This is a genomic window from Streptomyces sp. NPDC014995 (assembly GCF_043080745.1).
Taxonomy (GTDB): Bacteria; Actinomycetota; Actinomycetes; order Streptomycetales; family Streptomycetaceae; genus Streptomyces.
The window spans coordinates 275,657-298,645 of record NZ_JBIBVX010000008.1 but is presented as its reverse complement, the minus strand read 5'-3'; the positions used below and the strand labels follow the sequence as shown (position 1 = coordinate 298,645).

22 protein-coding genes and 1 pseudogene are annotated in these 22,989 nt (G+C 72.3%); all 23 read left to right on the top strand.

Annotated elements, in window-relative coordinates; translation table 11 throughout:
* The first annotated feature begins 4 nt into the window (after positions 1 to 4).
* The 23 genes and pseudogenes from ACF1A1_RS18745 (at position 5) to ACF1A1_RS18635 (ending at position 22,656) form a co-directional block, all read left to right on the top strand.
* A complete protein-coding gene (locus tag ACF1A1_RS18745; RefSeq protein WP_392001055.1) occupies positions 5 to 274 on the top strand; it encodes an acyl carrier protein in 270 nt (89 codons plus the stop codon).
* A gap of 147 nt (positions 275 to 421) precedes the next feature.
* On the top strand, positions 422 to 1,207 hold the full coding sequence (fabG, locus tag ACF1A1_RS18740; protein ID WP_392001053.1) for a 3-oxoacyl-ACP reductase FabG: 786 nt from the start codon (positions 422 to 424) through the stop codon (positions 1,205 to 1,207).
* Positions 1,208 to 1,228: 21 nt separating this feature from the next.
* The gene (locus tag ACF1A1_RS18735; RefSeq protein ID WP_392001052.1) at positions 1,229 to 2,164 is read left to right on the top strand and encodes an aromatase/cyclase; all 936 of its coding nucleotides are present in this window, start codon (positions 1,229 to 1,231) and stop codon (positions 2,162 to 2,164) included.
* A pseudogene (locus ACF1A1_RS18730) lies at positions 2,110 to 3,159 on the top strand (FAD-dependent monooxygenase); the annotation flags it as partial. The gene ACF1A1_RS18735 and the pseudogene ACF1A1_RS18730, both read left to right, overlap by 55 nt.
* A 30-nt stretch (positions 3,160 to 3,189) precedes the next feature.
* Positions 3,190 to 3,657: a hypothetical protein gene (locus tag ACF1A1_RS18725; protein WP_392001154.1), complete on the top strand. Its 468-nt coding sequence runs from the start codon at positions 3,190 to 3,192 to the stop codon at positions 3,655 to 3,657.
* A gap of 16 nt (positions 3,658 to 3,673) precedes the next feature.
* On the top strand, positions 3,674 to 3,922 hold the full coding sequence (locus tag ACF1A1_RS18720) for an acyl-CoA carboxylase subunit epsilon (protein ID WP_392001050.1): 249 nt from the start codon (positions 3,674 to 3,676) through the stop codon (positions 3,920 to 3,922).
* Positions 3,923 to 4,015: 93 nt separating this feature from the next.
* Complete coding sequence (locus ACF1A1_RS18715; protein WP_392001048.1) at positions 4,016 to 4,651, top strand: NAD(P)-dependent oxidoreductase; 636 nt, start codon at positions 4,016 to 4,018, stop codon at positions 4,649 to 4,651.
* A 27-nt stretch (positions 4,652 to 4,678) separates the two neighbouring features.
* Entirely contained in the window at positions 4,679 to 6,193 is a 1,515-nt protein-coding gene (locus tag ACF1A1_RS18710; protein ID WP_392001047.1) for an FAD-dependent monooxygenase, read from the top strand.
* A gap of 18 nt (positions 6,194 to 6,211) precedes the next feature.
* The gene (locus ACF1A1_RS18705) at positions 6,212 to 6,724 is read left to right on the top strand and encodes a nuclear transport factor 2 family protein (protein WP_392001045.1); all 513 of its coding nucleotides are present in this window, start codon (positions 6,212 to 6,214) and stop codon (positions 6,722 to 6,724) included.
* 10 nt (positions 6,725 to 6,734) lie between these two features.
* Positions 6,735 to 8,006, top strand: a complete 1,272-nt coding sequence (locus tag ACF1A1_RS18700) for a nucleotide disphospho-sugar-binding domain-containing protein (protein ID WP_392001044.1) — start codon at positions 6,735 to 6,737, stop codon at positions 8,004 to 8,006.
* A 6-nt stretch (positions 8,007 to 8,012) separates the two neighbouring features.
* Complete coding sequence (locus ACF1A1_RS18695) at positions 8,013 to 8,588, top strand: dTDP-4-dehydrorhamnose 3,5-epimerase family protein (RefSeq protein WP_392001043.1); 576 nt, start codon at positions 8,013 to 8,015, stop codon at positions 8,586 to 8,588.
* Between the two features lie 238 nt (positions 8,589 to 8,826).
* A complete protein-coding gene (locus ACF1A1_RS18690) occupies positions 8,827 to 10,416 on the top strand; it encodes an MFS transporter (protein WP_392001041.1) in 1,590 nt (529 codons plus the stop codon).
* A gap of 1 nt (position 10,417) precedes the next feature.
* Positions 10,418 to 10,813 (top strand): hypothetical protein, encoded by a 396-nt coding sequence (locus ACF1A1_RS18685; RefSeq protein WP_392001040.1) that lies wholly within the window; start codon positions 10,418 to 10,420, stop codon positions 10,811 to 10,813.
* Entirely contained in the window at positions 10,810 to 12,186 is a 1,377-nt protein-coding gene (locus tag ACF1A1_RS18680; RefSeq protein WP_392001039.1) for an FAD-binding oxidoreductase, read from the top strand. The genes ACF1A1_RS18685 and ACF1A1_RS18680 overlap by 4 nt, the downstream gene beginning before the upstream one ends.
* Positions 12,187 to 12,203: 17 nt before the next feature.
* Complete coding sequence (locus ACF1A1_RS18675; protein ID WP_392001038.1) at positions 12,204 to 13,319, top strand: acyl-CoA dehydrogenase family protein; 1,116 nt, start codon at positions 12,204 to 12,206, stop codon at positions 13,317 to 13,319.
* A gap of 11 nt (positions 13,320 to 13,330) precedes the next feature.
* Positions 13,331 to 14,161 (top strand): SDR family oxidoreductase, encoded by an 831-nt coding sequence (locus ACF1A1_RS18670; RefSeq protein WP_392001036.1) that lies wholly within the window; start codon positions 13,331 to 13,333, stop codon positions 14,159 to 14,161.
* Entirely contained in the window at positions 14,158 to 14,982 is an 825-nt protein-coding gene (locus ACF1A1_RS18665) for an SDR family oxidoreductase (protein ID WP_392001034.1), read from the top strand. Before ACF1A1_RS18670 ends, ACF1A1_RS18665 begins: the two co-directional genes overlap by 4 nt.
* Positions 14,983 to 15,010: 28 nt before the next feature.
* Entirely contained in the window at positions 15,011 to 15,499 is a 489-nt protein-coding gene (locus tag ACF1A1_RS18660; protein WP_392001032.1) for a flavin reductase family protein, read from the top strand.
* Between the two features lie 54 nt (positions 15,500 to 15,553).
* The gene (locus ACF1A1_RS18655) at positions 15,554 to 16,384 is read left to right on the top strand and encodes an SDR family oxidoreductase (RefSeq protein WP_392001030.1); all 831 of its coding nucleotides are present in this window, start codon (positions 15,554 to 15,556) and stop codon (positions 16,382 to 16,384) included.
* A 348-nt stretch (positions 16,385 to 16,732) separates the two neighbouring features.
* Positions 16,733 to 18,256, top strand: a complete 1,524-nt coding sequence (locus ACF1A1_RS18650) for an FAD-dependent monooxygenase (protein WP_392001028.1) — start codon at positions 16,733 to 16,735, stop codon at positions 18,254 to 18,256.
* Positions 18,257 to 18,345: 89 nt separating this feature from the next.
* Positions 18,346 to 19,434 carry a methyltransferase gene (locus ACF1A1_RS18645; RefSeq protein WP_392001027.1) on the top strand — a complete coding sequence of 363 codons (1,089 nt, stop codon included), beginning with the start codon at positions 18,346 to 18,348 and terminating at the stop codon, positions 19,432 to 19,434.
* Between the two features lie 252 nt (positions 19,435 to 19,686).
* Positions 19,687 to 21,075: an FAD-binding oxidoreductase gene (locus tag ACF1A1_RS18640; RefSeq protein ID WP_392001025.1), complete on the top strand. Its 1,389-nt coding sequence runs from the start codon at positions 19,687 to 19,689 to the stop codon at positions 21,073 to 21,075.
* 342 nt (positions 21,076 to 21,417) lie between these two features.
* Positions 21,418 to 22,656, top strand: a complete 1,239-nt coding sequence (locus tag ACF1A1_RS18635) for an acyltransferase family protein (protein WP_392001024.1) — start codon at positions 21,418 to 21,420, stop codon at positions 22,654 to 22,656.
* Positions 22,657 to 22,989: the final 333 nt, after the last annotated feature.

Genomic DNA, 22,989 nt, shown 5'->3' with positions numbered 1-22,989 from the left:
ATTCATGTCTGCTCGCGAGTTCACCGCCGATGACCTGAAGCGCATCCTGCGCGAGGGGGCCGGCGCCGACGAAGGCGTCGACCTCGACGGAGACATCCTCGACACCGACTTCGAGTCGCTCGGCTACGAGTCGTTGGCCATGCTGGAGACCGGCAGCCGCATCGAACGCGAGTTCGGTGTGACGCTGGGCGACGAGACGCTGACCGACGCCAGGACGCCCCGCGCCCTGATCGAGGCCGTCAACGGCGCGCTGGTGCCCTCCGGCGTCGCCTGATCCCCGACCGCGCCGCCGGTCCCCGCCGGTCACCCGTCGATGCCCCCGGCGGGGCCCGGCGGCGCACCCACTCCACTTCACGCCCCCGCACCGCCGTGCCACGGCCGGCGTGCCCGGCGTCGCCCACCGACGCAGTCAGGAGACAGCATGACGGAGCACAACCCGAAGGTCGCCATCGTCACCGGCGCCACCAGCGGCATCGGCCTGGAGACAGCCAGGCTGCTGGCCCGCCAGGACCACCGCGTGTTCCTCTGCGCCCGCACCGAGGAGAGCGTGACCCGTACCGTCAAGGAGCTCGTCGACGAGGGACTCGACGTCGACGGCGCCCCTTGCGACGTCCGCTCCGCGGCGGACATCCACCGCTTCGTGCAGCAGGCCGTCGACCGCTTCGGCCCGGTCGACGTGCTGGTCAACAACGCGGGCCGGTCCGGTGGCGGGGTCACCGCCGACATCGCCGACGAGCTCTGGTTCGACGTCATCAACACCAACCTCAACAGCGTGTTCCTGATGACCCGTGAGGTGCTCACCACCGGCGGCATGCGGCACAAGAACCGCGGCCGGATCATCAACATCGCCTCCACCGCCGGAAAGCAGGGCGTGGTGCTCGGTGCCCCGTACTCCGCCTCCAAGCACGGCGTCGTCGGCTTCACCAAGGCGCTCGGCAACGAACTGGGTCCGACCGGGATCACCGTGAACGCCGTCTGCCCCGGCTACGTCGAGACCCCGATGGCGCAACGCGTCCGCCAGGGCTACGCGGCCGCCTACGACACGAACGAGGAGGCCATCCTCCGCAAGTTCGAGGCGAAGATCCCGCTGGGCCGTTACTCCACCCCCGAGGAGGTCGCGGGACTGGTCGGCTACCTGGCCTCCGACACCGCCGCCTCCATCACCGCCCAGGCACTGAACGTCTGCGGCGGCCTGGGCAACTTCTGACACTCGCGGAGAAGAGGACCGATGACGAACCGTCTGGTCGAGCACGAGATCACCGTCGACGCCCCAGCCACCGCCGTCTACCGGCTGATCGCCGAGGTGGAGAACTGGCCCCGGATCTTCCCGCCCACCATCTACGTCGACCACGTGGAGCGAGGCGTCGACGAGGAGCGCATACGGATCTGGGCCACCGCCAACGGCGAGGCCAAGAACTGGACCTCGCGCCGCACCCTGGATCCGCGAGAGCTGCGGATCACCTTCCGGCAGGAGGTCTCCAGCCCGCCGGTCGCCGCCATGGGCGGCACCTGGATCGTCGAACCGCTGTCCGACTCGGCCTCCCGGGTGCGGCTGCTGCACGACTACCGGGCGGTCGACGACGACCCCGAGAGCCTGAAATGGATCGACGAGGCCGTCGACCGCAACTCCCGCAGCGAACTCGCCGCCCTGAAGCAGAACGTCGAACTGGCCCACGCCTCCGAGGAGATCACCTTCTCCTTCGAGGACACGGTCCAGATCCAGGGCCAGGCCAAGGACGTCTACGACTTCGTCAACGAGGCGGGGCTGTGGGCCGAGCGGCTCCCGCACGTGGCGAGCGTCCGCCTGGAGGAGGACACTCCGGGGCTGCAGACCCTGGAGATGGACACCCGCGCGAAGGACGGTTCCACGCACACCACCAAGTCGTACCGGGTGACCTTCCCGCACCACAGGATCGCGTACAAGCAGGTCACCCTGCCCGCCCTGATGACGCTGCACACCGGCTACTGGACCTTCACGGAGAACGAGCGGGGCGTCGCCGCCTCCTCGCAGCACACCGTGGTCCTCAACACCGACAACATCGCCCGGGTGCTCGGCCCCGAGGCGAGCGTCGCGGATGCCCGGGAGTACGTCCGCAACGCGCTGAGCACCAACAGCCGCGCCACCCTCGGCCATGCGAAGGACTACGCGGAGAACAAGCGCTGACCATGGCCGCGCATTCTGTGGACACCGACGTGATCGTCGTGGGCGCCGGACCGGTCGGGCTGATGCTCGCCGGGGAACTGCGGACCGGCGGGGCGCGGGTGACCGTACTGGAGCGGCTGGCCGAACCCACCACCGAGTCGCGGGCGTCGACCCTGCACGCCCGCACCATGGAGATCCTCGATCAGCGAGGGCTGCTCGACGCGCTGGGGACGGTGCCCCACGACATGGTCGGGCACTTCGGCGGGATCCGCCTGGACTTCAGCGGGCTGGACAGCCGGTACCGGGGCCAGTGGAAGGTGCCACAGGCCCGCACCGAGCGACTGCTGGGCGACTGGGCGGTCGGTCTCGGCGCGGTCGTCCGGCGCGGTCACGAGCTGGTGGGCCTGCGGCAGACCGGGTCGGGGGTCGAAGCCGAGACCGTGGGCCCCGACGGCCGGGTCCGGATCCGGGCCGCCTACCTGGTGGGCTGCGACGGGGAGAGCAGCGCCGTACGACGGCTGGCGGGCTTCGCCTTCCCCGGCACGGACGCGACGAAGGAACTGCTCCGCGCCGACGTGGCCGGCATCGACGTGCCCAACCGCCGGTTCGAACGCCACGAGCGAGGCCTGGCCATCGCCCACCGCCGGCCCGACGGGGTCACCCGGGTCATGGTGCACGAGTTCGGCCGGACTGCCCAGCCCCGTGCCGGGGAGCCGGAGTTCGCGGAGGTCGCCGCCGCCTGGGCGACGGTCACCGGGGAGGACATCGGCGCGGGCAGGCCGATCTGGGTGAACGCGTTCGGGAACGCCCGCAGGCTGGCCGAGCGGTACCGCAGCGGCCGGGTGCTGCTCGCCGGGGACGCCGCCCACGTACAGATGCCGGTCGGAGGCCAGGCCCTCAACCTGGGCCTTCAGGACGCCGTGAATCTGGGCTGGAAGCTGGCGGCGCAGGTGCGTGGCCGGGCGCCGGCGGAACTGCTCGACAGCTACCACGACGAGCGGCACGCCGTCGGCCGCCGTGTGCTGGCCAACATCGAGGCGCAGGCCATGTTGCTGCTCGGCGGCGCGGAGGTGGAGCCGCTGCGCGCGACGGTGGCCGAACTGCTCGGCCACGACGAGGTGGTCGGGCACCTGGCCGGCATGATCAGCGGTCTGGACGTCCGGTACCCCGACAAGAGCGACGCCCCGCTGCTCGGCGGCCGGGCGCCGCACTGGGAGCTGACCACCGAGACCGGCCCGTCCACCACCGCGGAACTGCTCCGCACCGGCCACGGGGTGCTGCTCGACTTCGCCGCCGGCCTGCCGTCCGAAGCGGTCGCCGGCTGGGCGGACCGGGTCCGCGGGGTAGCGGCCGCGCCACCGCACGGCCCTGGGACCGGGTCCCCGTCCGAGTCCGGCGGCACGGCCGTCAACGCGGTCCTGCTCCGCCCCGACGGTCACGTCGCATGGGTCGACGACGGTACGACACCTCTCCATGCCGCGCTGCACCGTTGGTTCGGCGCCCCGAACCCCTGACCGAGAGAGGACCCGCATGAACGAGAGCGCGAGGAAACGGCACGGACCGGCTCCGGCGGACGGCGCGGGCGCGCTGATCGGTGTGGTGAGGGGGTGCCCGACGGCCGAGGAACTGGCCGCCGTGGTCACGGTGCTGCTGGCGCGCCAGGAGCCCGGCTCTTCCGCGCCCGTCCCGGCGCGCGGTGCCGCCGCGGGCTGGCGGCGCCTCGAGCGGGCAGCGGGGCACCCGTCGCCCCGCAGTTGGCAGTCGCCCGCCGATGCGTGAGGGCGCCCGGGCGCAGCCGTTGCCGTCCGCCGTCGAGGGCGGCGCCACCCCGCACACCGGGGAGACCGGGCAGGTCCGGCTGAAGGGAAGCGCATGAGGCTCACCGTTTTCGGGGCGACCGGCGGCACCGGCGTCCAGATCGTCCGTCAGGCCCTGGACGCCGGTCACCGGGTCACGGCCGTCGTGCGCGATCCGGACGCGCTGACCGTCCGTCACGAAGCACTGGAGGTGCGGGTCGCCGACGTGACCGACCCGCGGGCGCTGCGGCCGCTCCTGACCGGACGGGAGGCGGCGATCTCCGCCCTCGGCGCGCGTGGCAACGCCGGCGCGGGCATCGCGTCGGCGGCGACCCGGGCGATCGTCGAGGCGGCGCGGGACTGCGGGGTGCGGCGGTTCCTCGCGGTGAGCGCCGCTCCGGTCGGCCCGGTCCCCGAGGGGGAGAGCCTGCTGATCCGCACCGTGATCCTGCCCCTGGTGTCCCGGACGTTCCGGCCGCAGTACGACGATCTCGCGGTGATGGAGGACCTCATCCGGGGCAGCGCCCTGGACTGGACGATCGTGCGCCCCCCACGGCTGCTGGACCGGCCACTGTCCCGGGAGTACCGCAGGGTCGTCGGCGGCAACGTGCCGAAGGCCCATTCCGTTTCCCGGGCCGATCTCGCCCACGCCGTCCTGGCGATGGTGGACGACCCGGCGACGGTGCGGCAGCCGGTGGGCGTCGCACGCTGAGCCCGGAATCTGAACAGGAGACCACTGATGGATGATGCATTCGACGCCGAGGTCATCGTCGTCGGCGCCGGGCCGACCGGGCTCATGCTCGCCGGGGAGCTGCGGCTCGCCGGGGTCGAGGTCGTCGTGCTGGACCGGCTGGCCGAACCGACCACCGAATCCCGCGGACTGGGCTTCACCCCGAGGACCATGGAGGTGTTCGCGCAGCGCGGCCTGGTGGACAGGTTCACCATGCTGGACACCCCGTTGCAGACAACGACCCGCGGGCACTTCGGCGGGCTGCCCCTGGACTTCGGGGTGTTTCCCGAGGCCCATCCGGCCGTCGTGAACCTGCCGCAGGTCCACACCGAGACCATGCTGCGTGGCTGGGTCGCGGAACTCGGCTGCGACCTGCGCCGCGGCCACGAGGTCGTCGGCCTGGCCGACACGGGCGAGGCGGTGGAGGTCCAGGTCGAGGGCCCCGACGGGCCGCTGAGGCTGCGCGCGCGGTACCTGGTCGGGTGCGACGGCGGCCGCAGCACGGTCCGCGGGCTGGCCGGTTTCGACTTCCCCGGCACCCCCGCCACCCTCGAGCTGTTCCTCGCCGACGTCCGGGGCTGCGACATCCGGCCACGCTTCATCGGCGAGTGGCTGCCCGGCGGCGTCGCGATGTCGGCCCCCATCGGCGACGGCGTGGACCGGGTCGTGGTGTGCGAACGGGACACGCCCCCGCAACGGCGCACCGAGCCGCCGACGTTCAGCGAGGTCGCCGCCGGCTGGCAGCGGCTCACCGGAGAGGACATCAGCCACGGCGAGGCGCTGTGGGTGAGCGCCTTCGGCGACGCCACACGACTGGCGACCGAATACCGCAGGGGGCGGGTGCTGCTCGCCGGCGACGCCGCGCACGTCCACCTCCCGGCGGGCGGGCTCGGCATGAACACCGGCATCCAGGACGCCTTCAACCTCGGCTGGAAGCTCGCCGCCGTGGTGCGCGGCCGGGCCCCGGACGCCCTGCTCGACACCTACCACGACGAACGGCACGCGGTGGGCAGGCGGCTGCTCAACAACACCCGCGCCCAGGGGCTGCTCTTCCTGGGCGGCACCGAGATGCAGCCGCTCCGCGACGTGCTGGGCGAGCTCACCGACCACGACGTCGTGCACCGGCACCTGGCCGGCATGGTCAGCGGGCTGGAGATCCGCTACCCGACGGGCCCGGGTGACCACCCGCTGCTCGGGCTGCGCATGCCCGACCTCGAGCTCGCCGGCGAAGCGGGGGCCACCACGGTCTTCCCCCTGCTGCGCGGGGCGCGCGGCCTCCTGCTGGACCTCGCCGACGACGACTTTGTACGGCGGTCCGCGCAGCCGTGGGCCGACCGGGTCGACGTGGTGACCGCCAAGCCGGCCGCCGATTCCTCGGTCCCGCGGGTGGACGCCGTGCTGGTGCGGCCCGACGGGCACGTGGCCTGGGCCGCGCCCGGCGGCCGCGAGGAGCTGACCGACGCGCTGGACCGCTGGTTCGGCGCCCCTGCCACCCCGGCGGACCCTGCCACCCCTGTCGGCTGAGAGCACAGGAGGACGCACATGCCGCACGACACGGGCCCACTGCGCCGGCTCGCCGACCGGATGGATGTCCAGGACCTGGTCGACCGCTATCTGGCCGGTCTGGACGAGGCCCGGTTCGACGACGCCTGGGCACGGTCGATCTTCACCGAGGACGGCAGGTTCCAGTTCGCGGTGGGCGGTCACGACGGAGTGGCCGGCATGGCCGAGTACACCGCCGCGATGATGGGCAAGTGGCGGCGGACCCACCATGTGGCCGCCGGCCACCTCGTCGAGATCGACGGGGACCGGGCACGGGTGAGGGGAAACCTGATCGCCACCCACCTGCACCCCCAGAAGGCGACACCGGAGCGGCCGCCCGGGCGGTCGGGGGCGCGGGAGACGCCCGCGGCACCCGAGCCCTTCCAGGTCGGGGACCGCTTCGAGGGCGAGGCGGTGCGGACCGACGCCGGCTGGCGCTTCGCGCGGCTCGCGTTCGAGGTGGTCTGGACCCGCGGTACGCCGCCGGGGCGCGTTGACATCCACGACGACTAGGGCCATACACATGCGGATTCTCATCGCGGTCGCACCACTGACCGCTCATCTCTATCCCAGCGTCCCGCTGGCGTGGGCGTTGCAGAGCGCCGGACACGAAGTGCGGGTGGCCAGCAACACCGGGCTGGTCGAGCAGATCACCGCAGCCGGTCTCACGGCGGTCGGGCTCGGCGAACGCACCGCGCCGCCCGCGCCGATCACCGACGAGGAACTGGACCGCTTCAGCGACGCGCTCGGGTTCGAGGCCGGCTCCGGCTTCGACCAGCTCTTCCGGGCGACCCGCTACTACCTGGTGGCCGCGTACAAGCGGTACCACCCGGACGAGGAGGGACGGCAGGAACTCGCCGACACCCTGGTCGAGTTCGCCCGGAACTGGCAGCCGGACCTGGTGATCTGGGATCCGGCGTGTCCGGTGGGGCCGGTCGCGGCCCGCGAGTGCGGGGCCGCGTCCGCTCGGATGATGTGGGGCCCCGACTACTTCGGCTGGGTCCGCAGGCGCCTGCTCGCACGCATGAACGACCCGGCGTCCGCGGTGAGCGCGGACACCGATCCCCTGGCCGCGACCCTGGCGCCGGTGTTCGGGCGGTTCGGCCACGACTTCTCCGACGACCTGCTGTTCGGCGACTTCACCGTGGACCCGCTCCCCGCGCAGTTGCCCAGGCCCGAAGGGCTGCGCAGCGTGCCGATGCGCTGGGTGCCGTACACCGGGGCGGCCCCGGTGCCGCGGTGGTTGTCGCAGCCGCCGTCGCGGCCCCGGGTGTGCCTGTCGTTGGGCGTCACCGGGCGTACGGTCTCCGCCGGCCGGGACGAGCGGGTCGCGGCCGTGCTCGAGGCGGTGGCCGGCATGGACGTCGAGGTGGTGGCCACGGTCAACACCGACCAGCTGGGGGAGGACCGGAAGGTCCCCGACAACGTGCGGTTGGTCGACTACCTCCCGCTCACCCAGGTGATGCCGACCTGCTCGGCGATCATCCACCACGGGGGCTTCGGCACGTTCTTCGCCGCGGCCGCACACCGGGTGCCCCAGATGATCGTCATGGAGGAGTTGGGCAGCGCGCTGTCCAGTACCCGCTACCTGGAGGCCAGGGGCGCGGGCGTGGCCCTCCCCGGCGACGGTCTGACCGCGGCGCAGGTGGGCGGCGAGCTGTCCAGGCTGCTGAGCGAGCCGTCGTTCCAGCGGGGGGCCGCCGCCGTGTACGCGGACATGACCGCCGCCCCCGGACCCGGCGAGATGGTGCCGATCCTGGAGCGGATGGCCGCGCAGTACCGCACCCGGGACTGACCGGACGTGGACGTGGTCGAGAGCCGGGTACCCGGCGCGTTCGTGTTCACCCCGAAGCAGATCCGCGACGAGCGGGGTGCGTTCTTCGAGGCGCTGCGCTGCGACCGGGTCGAGGCGGTCACCGGGCGTCCGTTCCGGCCCGAACAGATCAACTACTCGGTGTCCCGGCGGAACACCCTCCGCGGTCTCCACGGAGTGGCCGTACCGCCGGGACAGGCCAAGTACGTCACCTGCGTGCGCGGGGCGCTCCGCGACATCGTCGTCGACCTGCGGGTGGGGTCGCCCACCTTCGGCGCGCACGACGTGACCCTGCTGGACGCCGACTCCGGGCGGTGCGTGTACGTGCCGGAGGGGGTGGGGCACGGATTCCTGTCGCTCACCGACGACGCCTGCATCTGCTACGTGGTCTCCACCCCGTACGTGCCCGGCACGCAGATCGACATCAACCCGCTCGACCCCGACCTGGCGCTGCCGTGGGGGTTCGGCGAGCCACCGCTGATGTCGGAGAAGGACGCGCGGGCACCCGGGGTGCAGACGGCGCTCGCCTCGGGGCTGCTCGCCAACTGGCATGACGTGCGCTGACCCTGCCCGACGGGCGGGGCGCGCGGACGGCAGCGCGTCGACGGCGGCGGCGCCCCGAGCACCGTCGACCGGCGTGGCCTCCACCCTCCCGCGGACCGTGTGCCGGTGCCGCCGGTGGCGCGCGGATGCGGGGAGCGGCCGGCGGAGCGGCAGCAAGATCAGCTCTTGACCTCAACTCGGCTTGAGGTTCTAGCGTTCCCTCGACCAGCGCTCCCATGACAACGCAAGGAGATTCCCTTTGAGTACCGACGTCGGTACGTCGGCAGCACCGCGGGCGACCAGAAAAGAATGGCTGGGGCTGGCGGTCCTCGCGCTTCCCACCGTGCTCATCGCCATGGACCTGACCGTCCTGCACCTGGCACTGCCCACGCTCACCGCCGACCTGCGGCCCGGCAACACCGAGCTGTTATGGATCGTGGACATCTACGGCTTCCTCATCGCCGGCTTCCTCATCCCCATGGGCGCGATCGGGGACAGGATCGGCCGCCGGCGGCTGCTGCTGATCGGCGCGGTCGCCTTCGGAGCGGCCTCGGCGATCTCGGCCTTCGCGGTCAACCCGCCGATGCTCATCGCCGCCCGGGCGCTGCTGGGCATCGCGGGCTCCACGCTGATGCCCTCCACCCTCTCCCTGATCCGGGTCATGTTCCAGGACCCCAAGCAGCAGGGCGCCGCGATCGGGGCCTGGACCGGCTTCTTCGGCCTCGGCACGGTGATCGGACCACTGGTCGGCGGCACCTTCCTGGAACTGTTCTGGTGGGGCTCGGTCTTCCTGCTCGGCGTCCCGATCATGGTGCTGCTGGTCGTCTTCGGCCCGCTCGTGCTGCCGGAGTACCGGGATGAGTCGGTCTCCCGCCCGGACTTGATCAGCGCGATCATGTCCGTCGTCGGGATCCTCGGCCTGATCTTCGGTCTGAAGCGGATCGCCGCGGACGGCCTGAGCCTCGAGTCGGGCCTCGCCATCGTCGTCGGCCTGGCGGTCGGAGCGCTCTTCATCTCCCGCCAGCGCCGGATCGACCAACCGCTGGTCGACCTCACGCTGTTCCGCAACAAACTGTTCGGCACCGCACTCGGCATGCTCGTGCTGGCGACCCTGCTCTCCGCGGGCCTGCAGTTCCTCGTCATGCAGTACCTCCAGCTGGTGCGCGGGCTGGACCCGATCCAGGCCGGGCTGTGGACGCTGCCGATCACACTCGGCGTCATGGTCGGCGCCATGGGGGGACCGGCGCTCGCCGGACGGATGAAGCTGAGCACCCTGCTCTCCGGGGGCCTGGTGGTCTCCGCGCTCGGCATGGTGCTGCTGACCCGCGTCAGCGGCCCCTCCGACCTGTTCCTCGCGGTGACCGGGACGGCCGTCATCGGTCTCGGGCTCGGCCCGATGATCTCGCTGGGCACCGGACTGATCGTGGGAGCCGCACCGCCCGAGCGGGCCGGTGCCGCCTCCGCGATGGCCGCGACCGGCACCGAACTCGGCAGCGCGCTGGGCGTCGCGGTGATCGGCAGCGTCGGCTTCGCGGTGTACCGGGCGGACCTGGCCGACAGGCTCCCCGAGGGGCTGCCCGCCTCCGCCGGCGAGGCGGCCAAGGACACCCTCGCCGCCGCGGCGGACGTCGCCCGCACCCTGCCGGCCGCCGACGGCTCCCGGCTGTTGTCGGTGGCCCGCGAGGCCTTCGTGAACGGCCTGCAAACGACCGCGATCATCGGTGCGGCGCTCGCCGTGCTGCTGGCCGTAGCGGCCGCGACCCTGCTGCGCACCGCCCGGATGCCGGGCCCTCCGCCGCTCACAGAGGCGGACGACGCGGCGAACTCCTTAGAAAAGGTGGACAACTGACGTGCTGGACACGAACTCCGCGACCGACGCCGTCCAGACCCCCGTGGGTGTCTGGACCGGCCAGGTGAGCTACGACGGTCACACCGACTCCTACACCATCTCCTTCGCGCCGGACGGCACGGTCGCGCTGCGTACGTCCGCGACCGTGGGCACCGGGACCTGGGCCGCCGGGCCGACGGGGGGATTCACCTACGACCTCACCGAGACCTTCACCCCGGCGAGCGGCCGCGCGGGACGGGTGGAAGCACATGTCGAGGCCAGCCTCGAAGGGGCCGCGCACAGCGGAGTCGGCACCGCCCGGATCTACACCCCCGACGGCGTCATGGTGCACACCACCACGGCCGAGTTCACCGGTGAGCGGGTCGGTGACGCACCGGCCGCCTGGCACGCCGCGTGAGCCTGGGCGCACCCGTCCGCGGACGCACGCTCCACCCCGGTGACGACGGCTTCGAGGAGGCCACCTCCGGCTGGCTGCTGACGGTCGAGCACCGGCCAGCGGCCGTCGTGGTCGCCGCCGGAGCCGACGACGTGGCCGCCGCCGTCCGGTTCGCCGCCACGGCGAACCGGCCGGTCGCGGTGGAGTCGACCGGGCACGGCAGGTCGGTGCCCGCCGACGGCGCGGTGTTCATCGCGACCGGGGAGCTGCGGGAGCTGTCTGTCGATCCGCAGGCCGCGACCGCCCGGATCGGGGCGGGGCTGCGGTGGGGCGAGGTGCTCGCCGCCGCCGCCGAGCACGGCCTCGCGCCGCTGTGCGGCTCCTCGCCGGACGCCGGGGTGATGGGCTACCTGACCGGCGGCGGACTGCCGCTGACCTGCCGCACGTACGGCTTCGCCGCGGACCGTGTCCGCTCCCTCGAACTGGTCACGGCCGACGGCCGGATCCGCACCGTCTCACCGGCCCGGGAACCCGACCTGTTCTGGGCGGTGCGGGGCGGCAAGAGCAACTTCGGCGTGGTGACCGCGGCCGAGATCGACCTGGTGCCGCTGCGGAGCGTCTTCGCCGGCGAGCTCTACTACCCGGGTGAGGACCGCGCGCACGCGGCGCACGTGGTGCGGTCCTATCTGGCCTGGGCCAAGGACCAGCCGGACGAGATGTCGTCCTCGGTGACCCTGCTGCGGTTCCCGGACCTGCCGAAGGTGCCCGACGCGTACCGCGGCCGGTCCTTCGTGCTGGTGCACATCGTCCACACCGGCGACGAGGCGCAGGGCGCCCGGCTGGTCGAACCGCTGCGCGCGCTCGGCCCCGAGACGGACACCTGCGCCACGATGCCGTACACGCGGCTCACCGAGATCCACCACGACCCGAAGCACCCGGTCAGGGTGCACTTCCGCAGCGCGCTGCTGTCCGAGCCGGACGACGGGGCGGTCGAGGCGCTGGTCCCGTTCATCGATCCGGCGGCGCCCGGAGACCCGTTCGTCAACATCGAGCTGCGCCACCTGGGCGGCGCGCTGAGCCGGCCGCCCCGACGTGCGCACGCGGTGGGCACCAGGGGCGCGGCGTTCCACCTGTGGATGCGGATCCCGGCCCCGGCCGAGGAGGCGGGCGCGGCGCGCCGGGCCGCGGACGAGGTGCTGGCACGGCTGAGGCCGTGGGACACCGGCGACCTGCTGCCGGGGTTCCTGTTCGACCACGACTGCGACCCCGAGCGGGTCCGGCGGGCCTACGCGGAGCCGGACCACCGGCGGCTGACCGAGCTGAAGGCCGAGTACGACCCGAACAACCTGTTCCGCATCAACCACAACATCCCGCCCGTCGTCGACGGCGCGTGAAGGGGGGAACCACCGGAATGTCACTCTCTACGGAGACACAGTCGGCGATCGTCGAGGTCGCCAAGCTGGCCGGGGCGCAGGCCGCGCAGGCCGACGCCGAGCGCAGGGTGAGCCCGGACGTGATCCGGGCGGTGGTGGACGCCGGGTTCGCCCGATGGCTGGTGCCGGCCCGTTGGGGAGGGGACGAGCGCGGCTACACGGAGCTGACCGCCGCGGTGGCGAAGCTGGGTGAGGAGTGCTCCTCCACGGCGTGGCTCGCCTGCCTCGCCGCGCATGCCGCCCGCTACGTGGCCTGTCTGCCCGAGCAGGGCCAGGCCGACATCTGGGCGGACGGCCCCGACACGCTGGTGGCGGCCGTCATCAAGCCGCTGGGGACGGCCGTCGCGGTGGAGGGCGGGTTCCGGCTCACCGGCTCCTGGACCTATGTCAGTGGCGTCGAGTACTCCGACTGGGCGCTGTTGACCGGCCCGGCCCCCGGCCCCAAGTCCGGCGGGCAGCCGATGAGGATCTTCGCGGTACCGCGACAGGACTACACCTTCCAGGACACCTGGGCGTCCCTCGGCATGCGGGGCACCGGCAGCCACACGCTCGTGCTGGACGACGTGTTCGTGCCCGAGCACCGTGTCTGCCTGCGCGAGGACGCCTTCCGGGGCGCGACGGTGGGCCTGCCGGGGCGCGCCCCACTGCCGAACGCCGCCGTGAGCGGGCTGACGTTCGTCGCTCCCGTCCTGGGGGCCGCGCGTGGTGCGCTCGCCGTCGCGGCGCAGCTCGTGGCGGTCGCCCCGACCGGTCCCAGGGCCGCCGCCGGCCAGTCGTACCAGGTGGACTTCGCCAGGGCCGCCGGAGAGATCGACGCGGCCCAGCTGCTGCTGGAGCGGGCCTCCACCGTCGTGGACGGCGGCGCCCTGACGCCGGAGCTCGTGCGCCGCAACCGCAGGGACTACGCGCTGGCGCTCCAGATGCTGGCCGACGCGACCGACCGGTTGCTGAGGACCGGCGGCACCAGGGCCCAGGAGGACGGGCACCCGCTCCAGCGGTACTGGCGGGACGTGCGCTCCGTCACCAGCCACGCGGTCATGCAGTTCGAGCCCGCGGGGCTCGACTACACCCAGGGTCTCGTCGGGACGGCCTGAAGGAGTCGACAATGATCTTGATATCCGGAGCCACCGGGCACGTCGGCAGACCCCTCGTGGACGAGCTGCTCGCGGCCGGCCGAAAGGTGCGGGCACTCAGCCGCGACCCGGGCCGGGCCGACCTGCCCGCCGAGGTCGAGGTGGCCGCCACCGCCGATCTGCCCCTGGACGGCATCGAGTCCGTCTTCTTCGTCATGGCCGCGTTCCCGGGAGGCTCCGCGGAGCCGGTCGCCCGGATGAAGGCGGCGGGGGTCCGCCGCATCGTCGCCCTGTCGTCCTACTCGGTCCTCGACGACGACCCCAAGAACATGATCGCCGTGAAGCACCGGGAGCTGGAGCGCCAGATCCGGGAGACCGGTGCGGAATGGACGTTCCTGCGGCCCGCCGGAGGGTTCGCGGCGACCGCCCTGGAGTGGGCCGAGGGGATCAGGACCGACGGCGTCGCCCGTTTCCCCTTCGGGGACGCGCGGACCGCCCCGGTGCATGAGCGTGACATCGCGGCGGTGGCCGCCCGCGCTCTGCTGACCGATGAACTCGTGGGCGAGGCACCGCTGTTCAGCGGGCCGCAGTCGCTCAGCTACGCCGACCGGGCACGGATCATCGGCGAAGTGACCGGCGAGCCCGTCCGCTTCGCGGAGCTCACCCACGACGAGGCCCGGCAGGAGTGGCTCCGGGCCGGTGTCCCCCCGCACGCCGTGGAGGCACGGCTGAGGATGTTCGCCAAGCTGGTCGGCCGCCCGCACGAGATCTCGCCGGTCGACTCCTACCTCGGCAGGCCCGGGCTGACCTTCGCCCAGTGGGTGGCCGATCACGCCGACCAGTTCCGGAAGGGAACGTCATGATTCTGGTAGCCGGTGCCACAGGCAACGTCGGCGGCGAGCTGCTGCGGCAGCTGCGTGCCGAGGGGGTCCCCGTCCGGGCGCTCAGCCGGAACCCGGGGCGGGCCGCGCTCCCGGCCGACGTGGACGTGGTCGGAGGGGATTTCACCGCACCGGAGTCTCTGGCCAAGGCCTTCACCGGGGTGGAGGGCCTCTTCCTCATGATGTCCGGGAACGAGACCGCGGTGGTCGAGGAGGCGGCCCGCGCCGGGGTGCGGCGGATCGTGCTGCTCTCCAGCGTGGCCGTGGAGACCCGCCCGGACTCCCTGATCGGCAGGGTGCACCGGGAGGCCGAACGCGCCGTCGAGGAATCGGGTCTCGAGTGGACGTTCCTGCGTCCGGGCCAGTTCGCCTCCAACACGCGGGCCTGGGCGTCCCAGATCGCGCAGGGCGACGTCGTCCGCACGCCGTTCGCCCGGGTGGGCCTGCCCGCCATCCACCCCGGTGACATCGCGGCGGTGGCCAGGATCGCGCTCACCGAGGAGGGGCACGCCGGCGCGGTGTACCCGCTCAGCGGCCCCCGGCCGATCACGCCCGTCGAGCAGGTGGCGGCGATCGGCGAGGCGATCGGCCGCAAGCTGCGGCACGAGGAGATCACCGCGGAGCGGGCCGGCGAGGAGATGGCCGCCTTCATGCCGGCCGAGATCGTGGCCGCCACCCTGGACTTCCTCGGCAACCCCACCGTGACGGAGACCCAGGTCCTGCCCACGGTCGAGAAGGTGACGGGGGAGCCGGCGAGGACGTTCGCGCGGTGGGCGCGCGACAACGCCGACGGGTTCCGCTGACGCCCGGGAAAGGGCAGGGTGCGCGACAGTGTTGACCCAGCGCAGTTTCCGCGACGTACTGGGATGTTTCGGCACCGGAGTGGTGCTGGTGACCGCGGAGTCGGACGGCGGGCCGGTCGGCATGGCGGTGAACTCCTTCACCTCCGTGTCACTGCATCCGCCTCTGATCGCGTTCTGCGCCGCGCTGACCTCGACCACGTGGCCGGCCATCCGGGCGACGGGCGGTTTCGCCGTGTCGATCCTCAGCGATGCGCAGGAGGAGGTCTGCCGGACCTTCTCGACGCGCGACGCGGACCGGTTCGCCGGCGGGGACTGGGCCCGGACCGCCGCCGGGCACCCGGTGGCGGCGGACGGACTCGGCTGGCTGGACTGCCGGATCAGGACGGTCCAGGTCGAAGGGGACCACGAACTGGTGATCGCCCAGGCCGTGGACTGGTCCATCGGGGCCGGCGCGAGGCCGTTGATCTTCCATTCCGGCCGCTACGCCAGCCTGACGGAGCGATCACGTGCGGAATGACGGTACCGAGAACGATGCAGGGAGATCGGCGATGTGGAGGGGTCTGTGTTTCTGGTGACCGGAGCGACCGGGAACGTCGGTCGTCATGTGGTGGATCAACTGCTCGCCGCGGGTGCGGCCGTACGCGCGCTGACCCGCAACCCCGCGGGAGCCCGCCTGCCGGCGCAGGCCGAGGTGGCGGGTGGCGACCTCACCCGGCCGGAGACGGTGGAGCCCGCGCTGAAGGGCGTCTCCGCGCTGTTCCTGTTCCCCGCGCCGGGTACGGCGGGACCGGTCCTGCGGGCCGCGCGGGAGAGCGGGGTGCGCCGGGTCGTCCTGCTCTCCTCGTCGGCCGTCGAGTTCGGCACCGAAGGCGCCGACAACGCGATCGTGGCCTACCACAAGGAGATCGAGCGCCAGGTCGAGGAGTCCGGGCTCGAGTGGACCTTCGTCCGGCCCGGCGCGTTCGCCGTCAACACCCTCCAGTGGGCACCGCAGATCCGCGCGGGCGGCGTGGTGCGCGGGCCGTACGCCGAGGCCGAGATGGCGCCCATCCACGAGCGTGACATCGCGGACGTCGCGACCCGCGCGTTGCTGACGGACGGCCACGCGGGCGCCAAGTACCTGCTGACCGGCCCGGAGTCCCTCACCCAGGCCGAGCAGGCCCGGCGGATCGGCGAGGCCATCGGACGACCGGTGCGGTACGAGGAGTTGGCGCCCGACGTCGCGCGTGAGCAGATGATCCGGAACCAGGTCCCGGCCGACTTCGCGGACATGCTCCTCAGCTTCCAGGCGGGTCTCGTCGGTGTGCCGGCGGAGGTCTCGGCGACGGTCGAGGAGGTCACCGGCCACCCGGCACGCACGCTCGGACAGTGGGCCGCCGATCACGCGGCCGACTTCCGGTAGGGGCGTGCGGGAGCCGCCGGCCGCCGGAGGCTCCCGCACGCCCCGCGACGACTGCCGTGGAGGTCTTCGGCGCCCGGCGCGGGAGGCGGTCGGCGAACCGTGCGCCGGCCGGTGCCCAGTCCCTCCGTGCGAGCGCACCGGTCCGCCGGTCGACGCCGGCGCGTCGGGGGCCGGGCCGGCCTCGGCGACGAGCGGCGCCGGCCGTCGGCGCACGCCCCGGGCCCCGCCCGGCGTCGCGTGCGGGTCAGGAGCCTTGGACCGCCGTGCGATGAGTAGCTCGACAGCCCGTACACAACAGGAATGAACCGCCCGCATGGAGTTTTCCGGCGGAACGAGAGAGGTGTCCTCATGGCAGATGTGATAATCGCCGGCAGCGGCCCGACGGGGCTGATGCTCGCCTGCGAGCTGCGGCTCGCCGGAGTGGACGTGCTGGTGCTGGAACGGCTCGCGGAGCGAAGCGACAAGTCACGGGCCGGCGGCCTCCACGCCCGGAGCGTGGAACTCCTCGACCAGCGCGGGATCGTGGACCGGTTCCTCGCGGCCGGCAGGGCGATGCCGCTCGCGCACTTCGCTTTCATGCATCTGGACATCGAGGACTTCCCGACGAGGCATCCGTACGCGCTCGCCATGCACCAGACCCGGATCGAGCAACTCCTGGAGGAGCGCGCGCTCGAGCTGGGCGTACGGCTGCGCTGGGCCGCCGAGGTCACCGATCTGCGCCAGGACGAGACCGGGGTCGAGGTGGAGATCTCCGGGGGTCAGGGCACCGAGCGGCTGCGCGCCGACTACCTGGTGGGCTGCGACGGCGGCCGCAGCGTCGTGCGCAAGCTGACCGGCATCGGATTCCCCGGCACGCCGGCCACGCTGACCGCGCTGCTCGGCGACGTCACGCTCACCGACCCTCCCTCCGAGGTCGTCTTCGGGCCCGAGGGCCGGCGGGAGAACGGGTTCTTCATGGCCTTCCACTCCGAACACCCCGGCATGTACCGGGTGATCACCGTGGAGTTCGACAAGGTCACGGACCGGGACGCCCCGGTGACCCTGGAGACGCTCAGTGAGGCGTGCGCCAAGATCGCCGGTACCGACTTCGGCATGCACAGCCCGTACCGGCTCGACAGGTTCAGCGACGCCTGCCGGCTGGTCGACACGTATCGCGCAGGACGGGTCCTGCTGGCCGGGGACGCCGCCCACGTCCATTTCCCCTCCAGCGGACAGGGATTGAACCTGGGGCTCCAGGACGCCGTCAACCTGGGCTGGAAGCTCGCCGCGGTCGTGCGCGGACAGGCCCCCGAGGAACTGCTGGACAGTTACGACGCCGAACGGCGCCTGTCCACCGAGCGCATGCTCAACAACATCCGTGCGCAGACCGCCATCTGGCGCGCGAGCACCCAGGCCGACGCGCTCCGCCAGGTGTTCAGCGACCTCATCGAGTTCGACGACGGCAACCGGTATCTGGGCGGCGTCATCAGCCAGCTCGACACCTACTACCCGGTGGGCGACGGGCATCCGGCCCTCGGACGCCGGATGACCGACCTCGACATCAAGTCACCCTCCGGGCAGGTACGCGTCTACGAGCTGCTGCACGTCGCACGACCTGTGCTGCTCGACCTCACCGGCCGGTCCGACCTGCGTGCCGCCCTCGACGGCTGGACGGACCGGGTGGACCACGTCGAGGCTGAGCCCCAGGACGATCACTGGGCGTTCCCGGTGATCGGTGACGTCCCGGCCCCCGCGGCCGTGCTGATCCGCCCCGACGGCCATGTCGCCTGGGCCGCGCCCGCCGCCCCCGTCGGCTCTGCCGTCCCGCAGACCGCCACCGCGGACCTCAGGTCCGCGCTCACCAGGTGGTTCGGACCCGCCCGCGCCAGCTGAGGACCGCGCCCGGGCCCGTCGTCGGCGCCCGAGCCGGTCGAGATTCCCTGACATCCGGTCGATGTCGCCCCTGTTGATTGGAGAACTGCATGCCCATGGATGACGTGCCGACCGTCGCGGCGCACGAGCCCGAGGACGGCGGTCCCGGCGGGCCCACCGCGGTCGCCGACACATCCACGGGGTTCGCCGCCCTGATGCGGCTCGCCGACCTGGTCACCCCCATGGCACTGAGGGTGGCCGCGAGCCTGCGACTGGTCGACCACATGCGCAACGGCGTGCATGACCTCGAGTCGCTCGCGAAGGCGACCGACGCGCATCAGGACACGCTGCGGAGGCTGATCCGGCACCTGGTCGCCGTCGACGTGCTGGAGGAGTCCGCACCGGACCACTACGTGCCCACCGCCGTCGGCGAGTTACTGGCCCACGGCCACCCCGCGACCCAGGTGGGCTGGCTCGACCCGTCTCACATGGTCGGGCGGGCGGACCTCGCTCTCGTCCACCTCTTCGAAGCCGTCCGCGACGGCGCCCCCGTCTACCGGCAGCGGTACGGCAAGGACTTCTGGGACGAGGTCTCGGACGACCCGGCCCTCGGCGCCACCTTCTACGACATGATGGCGCACGGCCAGCAGACCGTCTTCAAGCAGGTGGCGGAACGGCACGACTGGACCGGCGTGCGTCACGTCCTCGACGTGGGCGGCGCCGACGGCGATCTGCTCGCCACCGTGCTGGCGAAGGAGCCCGGCATCAGCGCCACCCTGCTGGAGCTCCCCGGCCCGGCGGCCAGGGCGCGTGCGAAGTTCGAGGGAACCGCACTGGCCGGCCGGGTCGGCGTGGTCGACGGCAGCTTCTTCGATCCGCTCCCGGTGACGGCCGACACGATCACGCTGTCGTTCGTTCTGCACAACTGGTCGGACGAGGACGCGGTGCGGATCCTGCGCCACTGCGCGGACGCGCTGGAACCGGGCGGCTCCGTGCTGCTCATCGAGTGCGCCGACCAGTCGCCCTCCGCGCCGGATCCCGGCTTCACCAGCGCCGATCTGCGGATGCTGGTCTACTTCGGCGGGCGCGAGCGCACGTACGACCAGTGGCAGGAACTCGCGGTCGCCGCCGGCATGACCATCGACTCGGTGTCGCCTGCCCTCGCCTACGGCGCACGCGTGCTCACCCTCGTGAAATAGGCGGGGGAGAAGGTTCTGACGGCGCCGGGTACGCAGCCCGAAATACCCGGGGATTCTCTTTCGGGGCCGGGTATCCTCGGTGAATTCCTGGGGCCCGGCCGTTTGTCTTCCTGTGACATCGGCTTAGGCGGCTCAATATCTTGGCCGAATGTGATCGGGTATTCCATCCGGGGATTGACAGGGAAAACACCCGGGTGACACGGTCCGACGGGCTACAAGATCGATCCACGCAGCATATTAAGGAGTCACTCTGTGACAGCACCTCTCGGCCGCGCCCCCCTGGTGATCGGGGAGCTCACCGATGAGCGGTACGGCCAGGTCATCCGGCCCGGTGATGCCGAGTACGAGGCAGCGCGCACCGTGTACGCGGGCGACGTCGACCGCAGGCCCGCCGTCGTCCTGCGGCCCAGGAACGCCCAGCAGGTGGCGCGCGTCGTGGCGCTGGCGCAGGAGACGGGGCTCGAGCTGGCCGTCCGCAGCGGTGGACACAGCGGGGCCGGGCACGGTGTCTGCGAAGGCGGCATCGTCCTGGACCTGGCCAACATGCGCGCGCTGGAGATCGACGTCGAGGCCCGTACGGCCTGGGCCGAGACCGGCATTTCCGCCGGCGAGTACACCGAAGCCGCCGCGGAGCACGGGCTCGCGACCGGATTCGGCGACAGCACCATGGTCGGGGTCGGGGGCATCACCCTCGGGGGCGGCATCGGTTTCCTGTCCCGCAAGTACGGAATGACCATCGACGATCTGCTGGCCGCGGAGATCGTCACGGCCGACGGCGAACTGCTGTTGGTGGACGAGCACCACCACCCCGACCTGTTCTGGGCGATCCGTGGCGGTGGCGGTAACTTCGGCGTGGCGACCCGCTTCAAGCTGCGGTTGCACGAGGTCGACAGCGTGTACGGCGGAATGCTGGTGCTCCCTGTGACCCCCGAGATCCTCGAGGCCTTCATCGCCGAGGCCGAGGCCGCCCCCGAGGAGCTTTCCACGATCGTGAACGTGTGGACGGCGCCCCCCTTCCCGTTCGTGCCCGAGGAGTACCACGGCAAGCCGATCATCCTTGCGGTGATGTGCTACGCCGGCCCCTCCGAGGCGGGCGAGGAGGTCATCGGCCGGTTCCGGGCGATCGTCCCGCCGCTGGCCGACATGGTGCGGACCATGCCCTACCCCGGGATGTTCCCCCCGGCAGACCCCTCGCAGCGCCCCATCTCCGTGGCGCGCAACATGTTCATCGACCGGGTCGACCGCGCGACCGCCGAGACCATCCTGGAGCGCGTCACCACCTCGACCGCGATGGTCGCCGGGGCGCAGCTGCGGGTACTGGGCGGGGCCATAGCGCGGGTCCCGTCCGACGCCACGGCCTTCGCCCACCGGCAGAGCAAGATCATGGCCCACCTGTCCGCCGTCTACGCCGACCAGGCCGACGCCGGTCTGCACGCGACCTGGGCCGACGAGTTCATGGCCGCCATCCGGCAGTCCGACTCCGGCTCCTACGCCAACTTCATCGTGGACGCGGGGCAGGAGCAGATCCGGGAAGCCGTCTACCCCGGGGCCACAGGGGAGCGACTCGCCCAGATCAAGGCGAAGTACGACCCGACCAACCTGTTCCACTGCAATCACAACATTCTGCCCGCGACGTCGTGAGAATCCACCGGTCGTGCCCGGCTGCGCTCCGGCAGCCGGCCAGAGCCCGGGGGCCGTCGACCCCCCGGACCCGGTGGTCGTCTGCTTCCAGGTGACGTCCCGGGGTGATGCTCCAGGTTTTCGTGAAGGGGACGCCGTTTCCGGCGTCCCCTTCCCGCGTTTTCCACGGTCGGCGGAGCCGGCCAGGGCGCGAGAACGCGGGCCGGCCCGGTGCTCGACGCCGCAGGGCTGACCAGCGCCGGCCGAGCCCGGCCCGCCAACCCCGACACCCACCCGCGACACAGCCGACCCGCGAGCCGCGCACCGACGGCCCGCGGATCGCCCCCGCCTGGGAGGAAGTTCATGGCACAGGGAATCGACGGCCGTGACGGCCGTGAAGCGGAGGACAGAGCAGTGACCTCCCTCGACAGAGCGCAGACACGCACGCGGGCGGCAGCGCCCCAGGAGGGGTCGCCCCCCGCCGGCGCCGGCCGTCCCAGACTCGACTCGCTGACCGGACTGCGCTTCTTCGCGGCGCTCGCGGTCTTCGTGACCCACTCCTCCTTCCTCCTCATCGGCTCGGCCAGCCTGGTCTTCCCCACCTTCGCCGACCAGCGGACCAACGCCGCCTTCGCGGACGCGACCGGCCAACTGGGCTCCCTCGGTGTGGGCTTCTTCTTCGTCCTCAGCGGCTTCGTCCTCACCTGGTCCGCACGTTCCACCGACCGCACCAGCAGCTTCTACCGCCGCCGGTTCGTCAAGATCCTGCCGCTGTACTACGTGGCCGGCGTCGCGGCGACGGTGCTGCTGTGGGACCTGGGTGTCCGGTGGCAGGACCTGCTCGCCTACGCGGGCCTCGTCCAGGTGTGGGTCCCGAACCCGGAGGTCAACTTCAGTGTCCTCACGCCGGGCTGGTCCCTCGGCGTGGAGGCCGCCTTCTACCTGGTCTTCCCCCTCGTCATCCGCACGTTCCGGGGCCTCGGCCCACGCGCGGCCTGGACGGGCCTGGCCCTCTGCGTGGCCACGGCCTTCCTCATACCGACCCTCGCCTACGTCCTGCCCGCCGGGACCGGCGAGCTCGTGGGCGCGCCGAACGAGGCCGCCTTCCAGACGTGGTTCGCCTACGTCTTCCCGCTCGGCCGCCTCTCCGACTTCTTCGCCGGTATGTTCGCCGCGCTCCTGGTGACCTCCGGCCGCTTCCCCCGGGTGAGCCTGCCGTGGGTGCTGATCTCGTTCATGCCGTGTTACCTCGTGGCGATCAACACCCCCTGGCTGTTCGGCCAGCGGGCACCCCTGCTGATCTCCTGCGTGCTGCTCATCGTCGCCGCCGCGCAGCGGGACATCGCACGGCGCCCGACGTTCCTGTCGTCGAGCACGATGGTGCTGCTCGGCAACGTGTCGTTCGCCTTCTACCTCTGCCACCACCTGGTGCTCTACACCGTCAACATCAAGGTGCTGCACGGCCCGTTCGACTCAGTGGCCATGGTGATCGCCTACATCGCAGCGTCCCTCGTCGTCTCCGTCGCCCTGGCATGGCTGCTGCACCGGTACGTGGAACTGCCGATCGTCCGACGCTTCAGCACGGCCAGGAAGCGGCGATGAACCACGAGCCGACCCGGCTGTCGCATACCCGCCGCGACACCGCCGGCACCGAACACCCGTGGGCCGGCTCGGGCACACGCCGGGGCGGCCCGGCCTGACACCTGGTCGGCCCTGAAGCCCGCGAGGCCGCACAGTCCGTCCGTACCGCGGTAGCGCACCGAGGCACGGTGCGAGGTCCGGAACAAGAACCCCGGACGAACCTGCGCCGCCCCCTGGGAAGGGTCCGCCCCCGCCCCCGCGCCGAGGACCGGCGGCCGGCCGGACCCGTCCGCCACCCCTGACCACCACCGCGACACAACCGACCCGCGGGCCGCACACCGGCGGCCCGCGGAC

What these genes read in the sequence shown, in the direction of transcription:
- ACF1A1_RS18665 (WP_392001034.1), top strand. Translation starts at nt 14,158, where the DNA reads ATGATTCTGGTAGCCGGTGCCACAGGCAACGTCGGCGGCGAGCTGCTG.
- ACF1A1_RS18650 (WP_392001028.1), top strand. Translation starts at nt 16,733, where the DNA reads ATGGCAGATGTGATAATCGCCGGCAGCGGCCCGACGGGGCTGATGCTC.
- ACF1A1_RS18735 (WP_392001052.1), top strand. Translation starts at nt 1,229, where the DNA reads ATGACGAACCGTCTGGTCGAGCACGAGATCACCGTCGACGCCCCAGCC.
- ACF1A1_RS18700 (WP_392001044.1), top strand. Translation starts at nt 6,735, where the DNA reads ATGCGGATTCTCATCGCGGTCGCACCACTGACCGCTCATCTCTATCCC.
- ACF1A1_RS18720 (WP_392001050.1), top strand. Translation starts at nt 3,674, where the DNA reads ATGAACGAGAGCGCGAGGAAACGGCACGGACCGGCTCCGGCGGACGGC.
- ACF1A1_RS18670 (WP_392001036.1), top strand. Translation starts at nt 13,331, where the DNA reads ATGATCTTGATATCCGGAGCCACCGGGCACGTCGGCAGACCCCTCGTG.
- fabG (WP_392001053.1), top strand. Translation starts at nt 422, where the DNA reads ATGACGGAGCACAACCCGAAGGTCGCCATCGTCACCGGCGCCACCAGC.
- ACF1A1_RS18705 (WP_392001045.1), top strand. Translation starts at nt 6,212, where the DNA reads ATGCCGCACGACACGGGCCCACTGCGCCGGCTCGCCGACCGGATGGAT.
- ACF1A1_RS18745 (WP_392001055.1), top strand. Translation starts at nt 5, where the DNA reads ATGTCTGCTCGCGAGTTCACCGCCGATGACCTGAAGCGCATCCTGCGC.
- ACF1A1_RS18645 (WP_392001027.1), top strand. Translation starts at nt 18,346, where the DNA reads ATGCCCATGGATGACGTGCCGACCGTCGCGGCGCACGAGCCCGAGGAC.
- ACF1A1_RS18725 (WP_392001154.1), top strand. Translation starts at nt 3,190, where the DNA reads ATGTTGCTGCTCGGCGGCGCGGAGGTGGAGCCGCTGCGCGCGACGGTG.
- ACF1A1_RS18715 (WP_392001048.1), top strand. Translation starts at nt 4,016, where the DNA reads ATGAGGCTCACCGTTTTCGGGGCGACCGGCGGCACCGGCGTCCAGATC.
- ACF1A1_RS18710 (WP_392001047.1), top strand. Translation starts at nt 4,679, where the DNA reads ATGGATGATGCATTCGACGCCGAGGTCATCGTCGTCGGCGCCGGGCCG.
- ACF1A1_RS18675 (WP_392001038.1), top strand. Translation starts at nt 12,204, where the DNA reads ATGTCACTCTCTACGGAGACACAGTCGGCGATCGTCGAGGTCGCCAAG.
- ACF1A1_RS18635 (WP_392001024.1), top strand. Translation starts at nt 21,418, where the DNA reads ATGGCACAGGGAATCGACGGCCGTGACGGCCGTGAAGCGGAGGACAGA.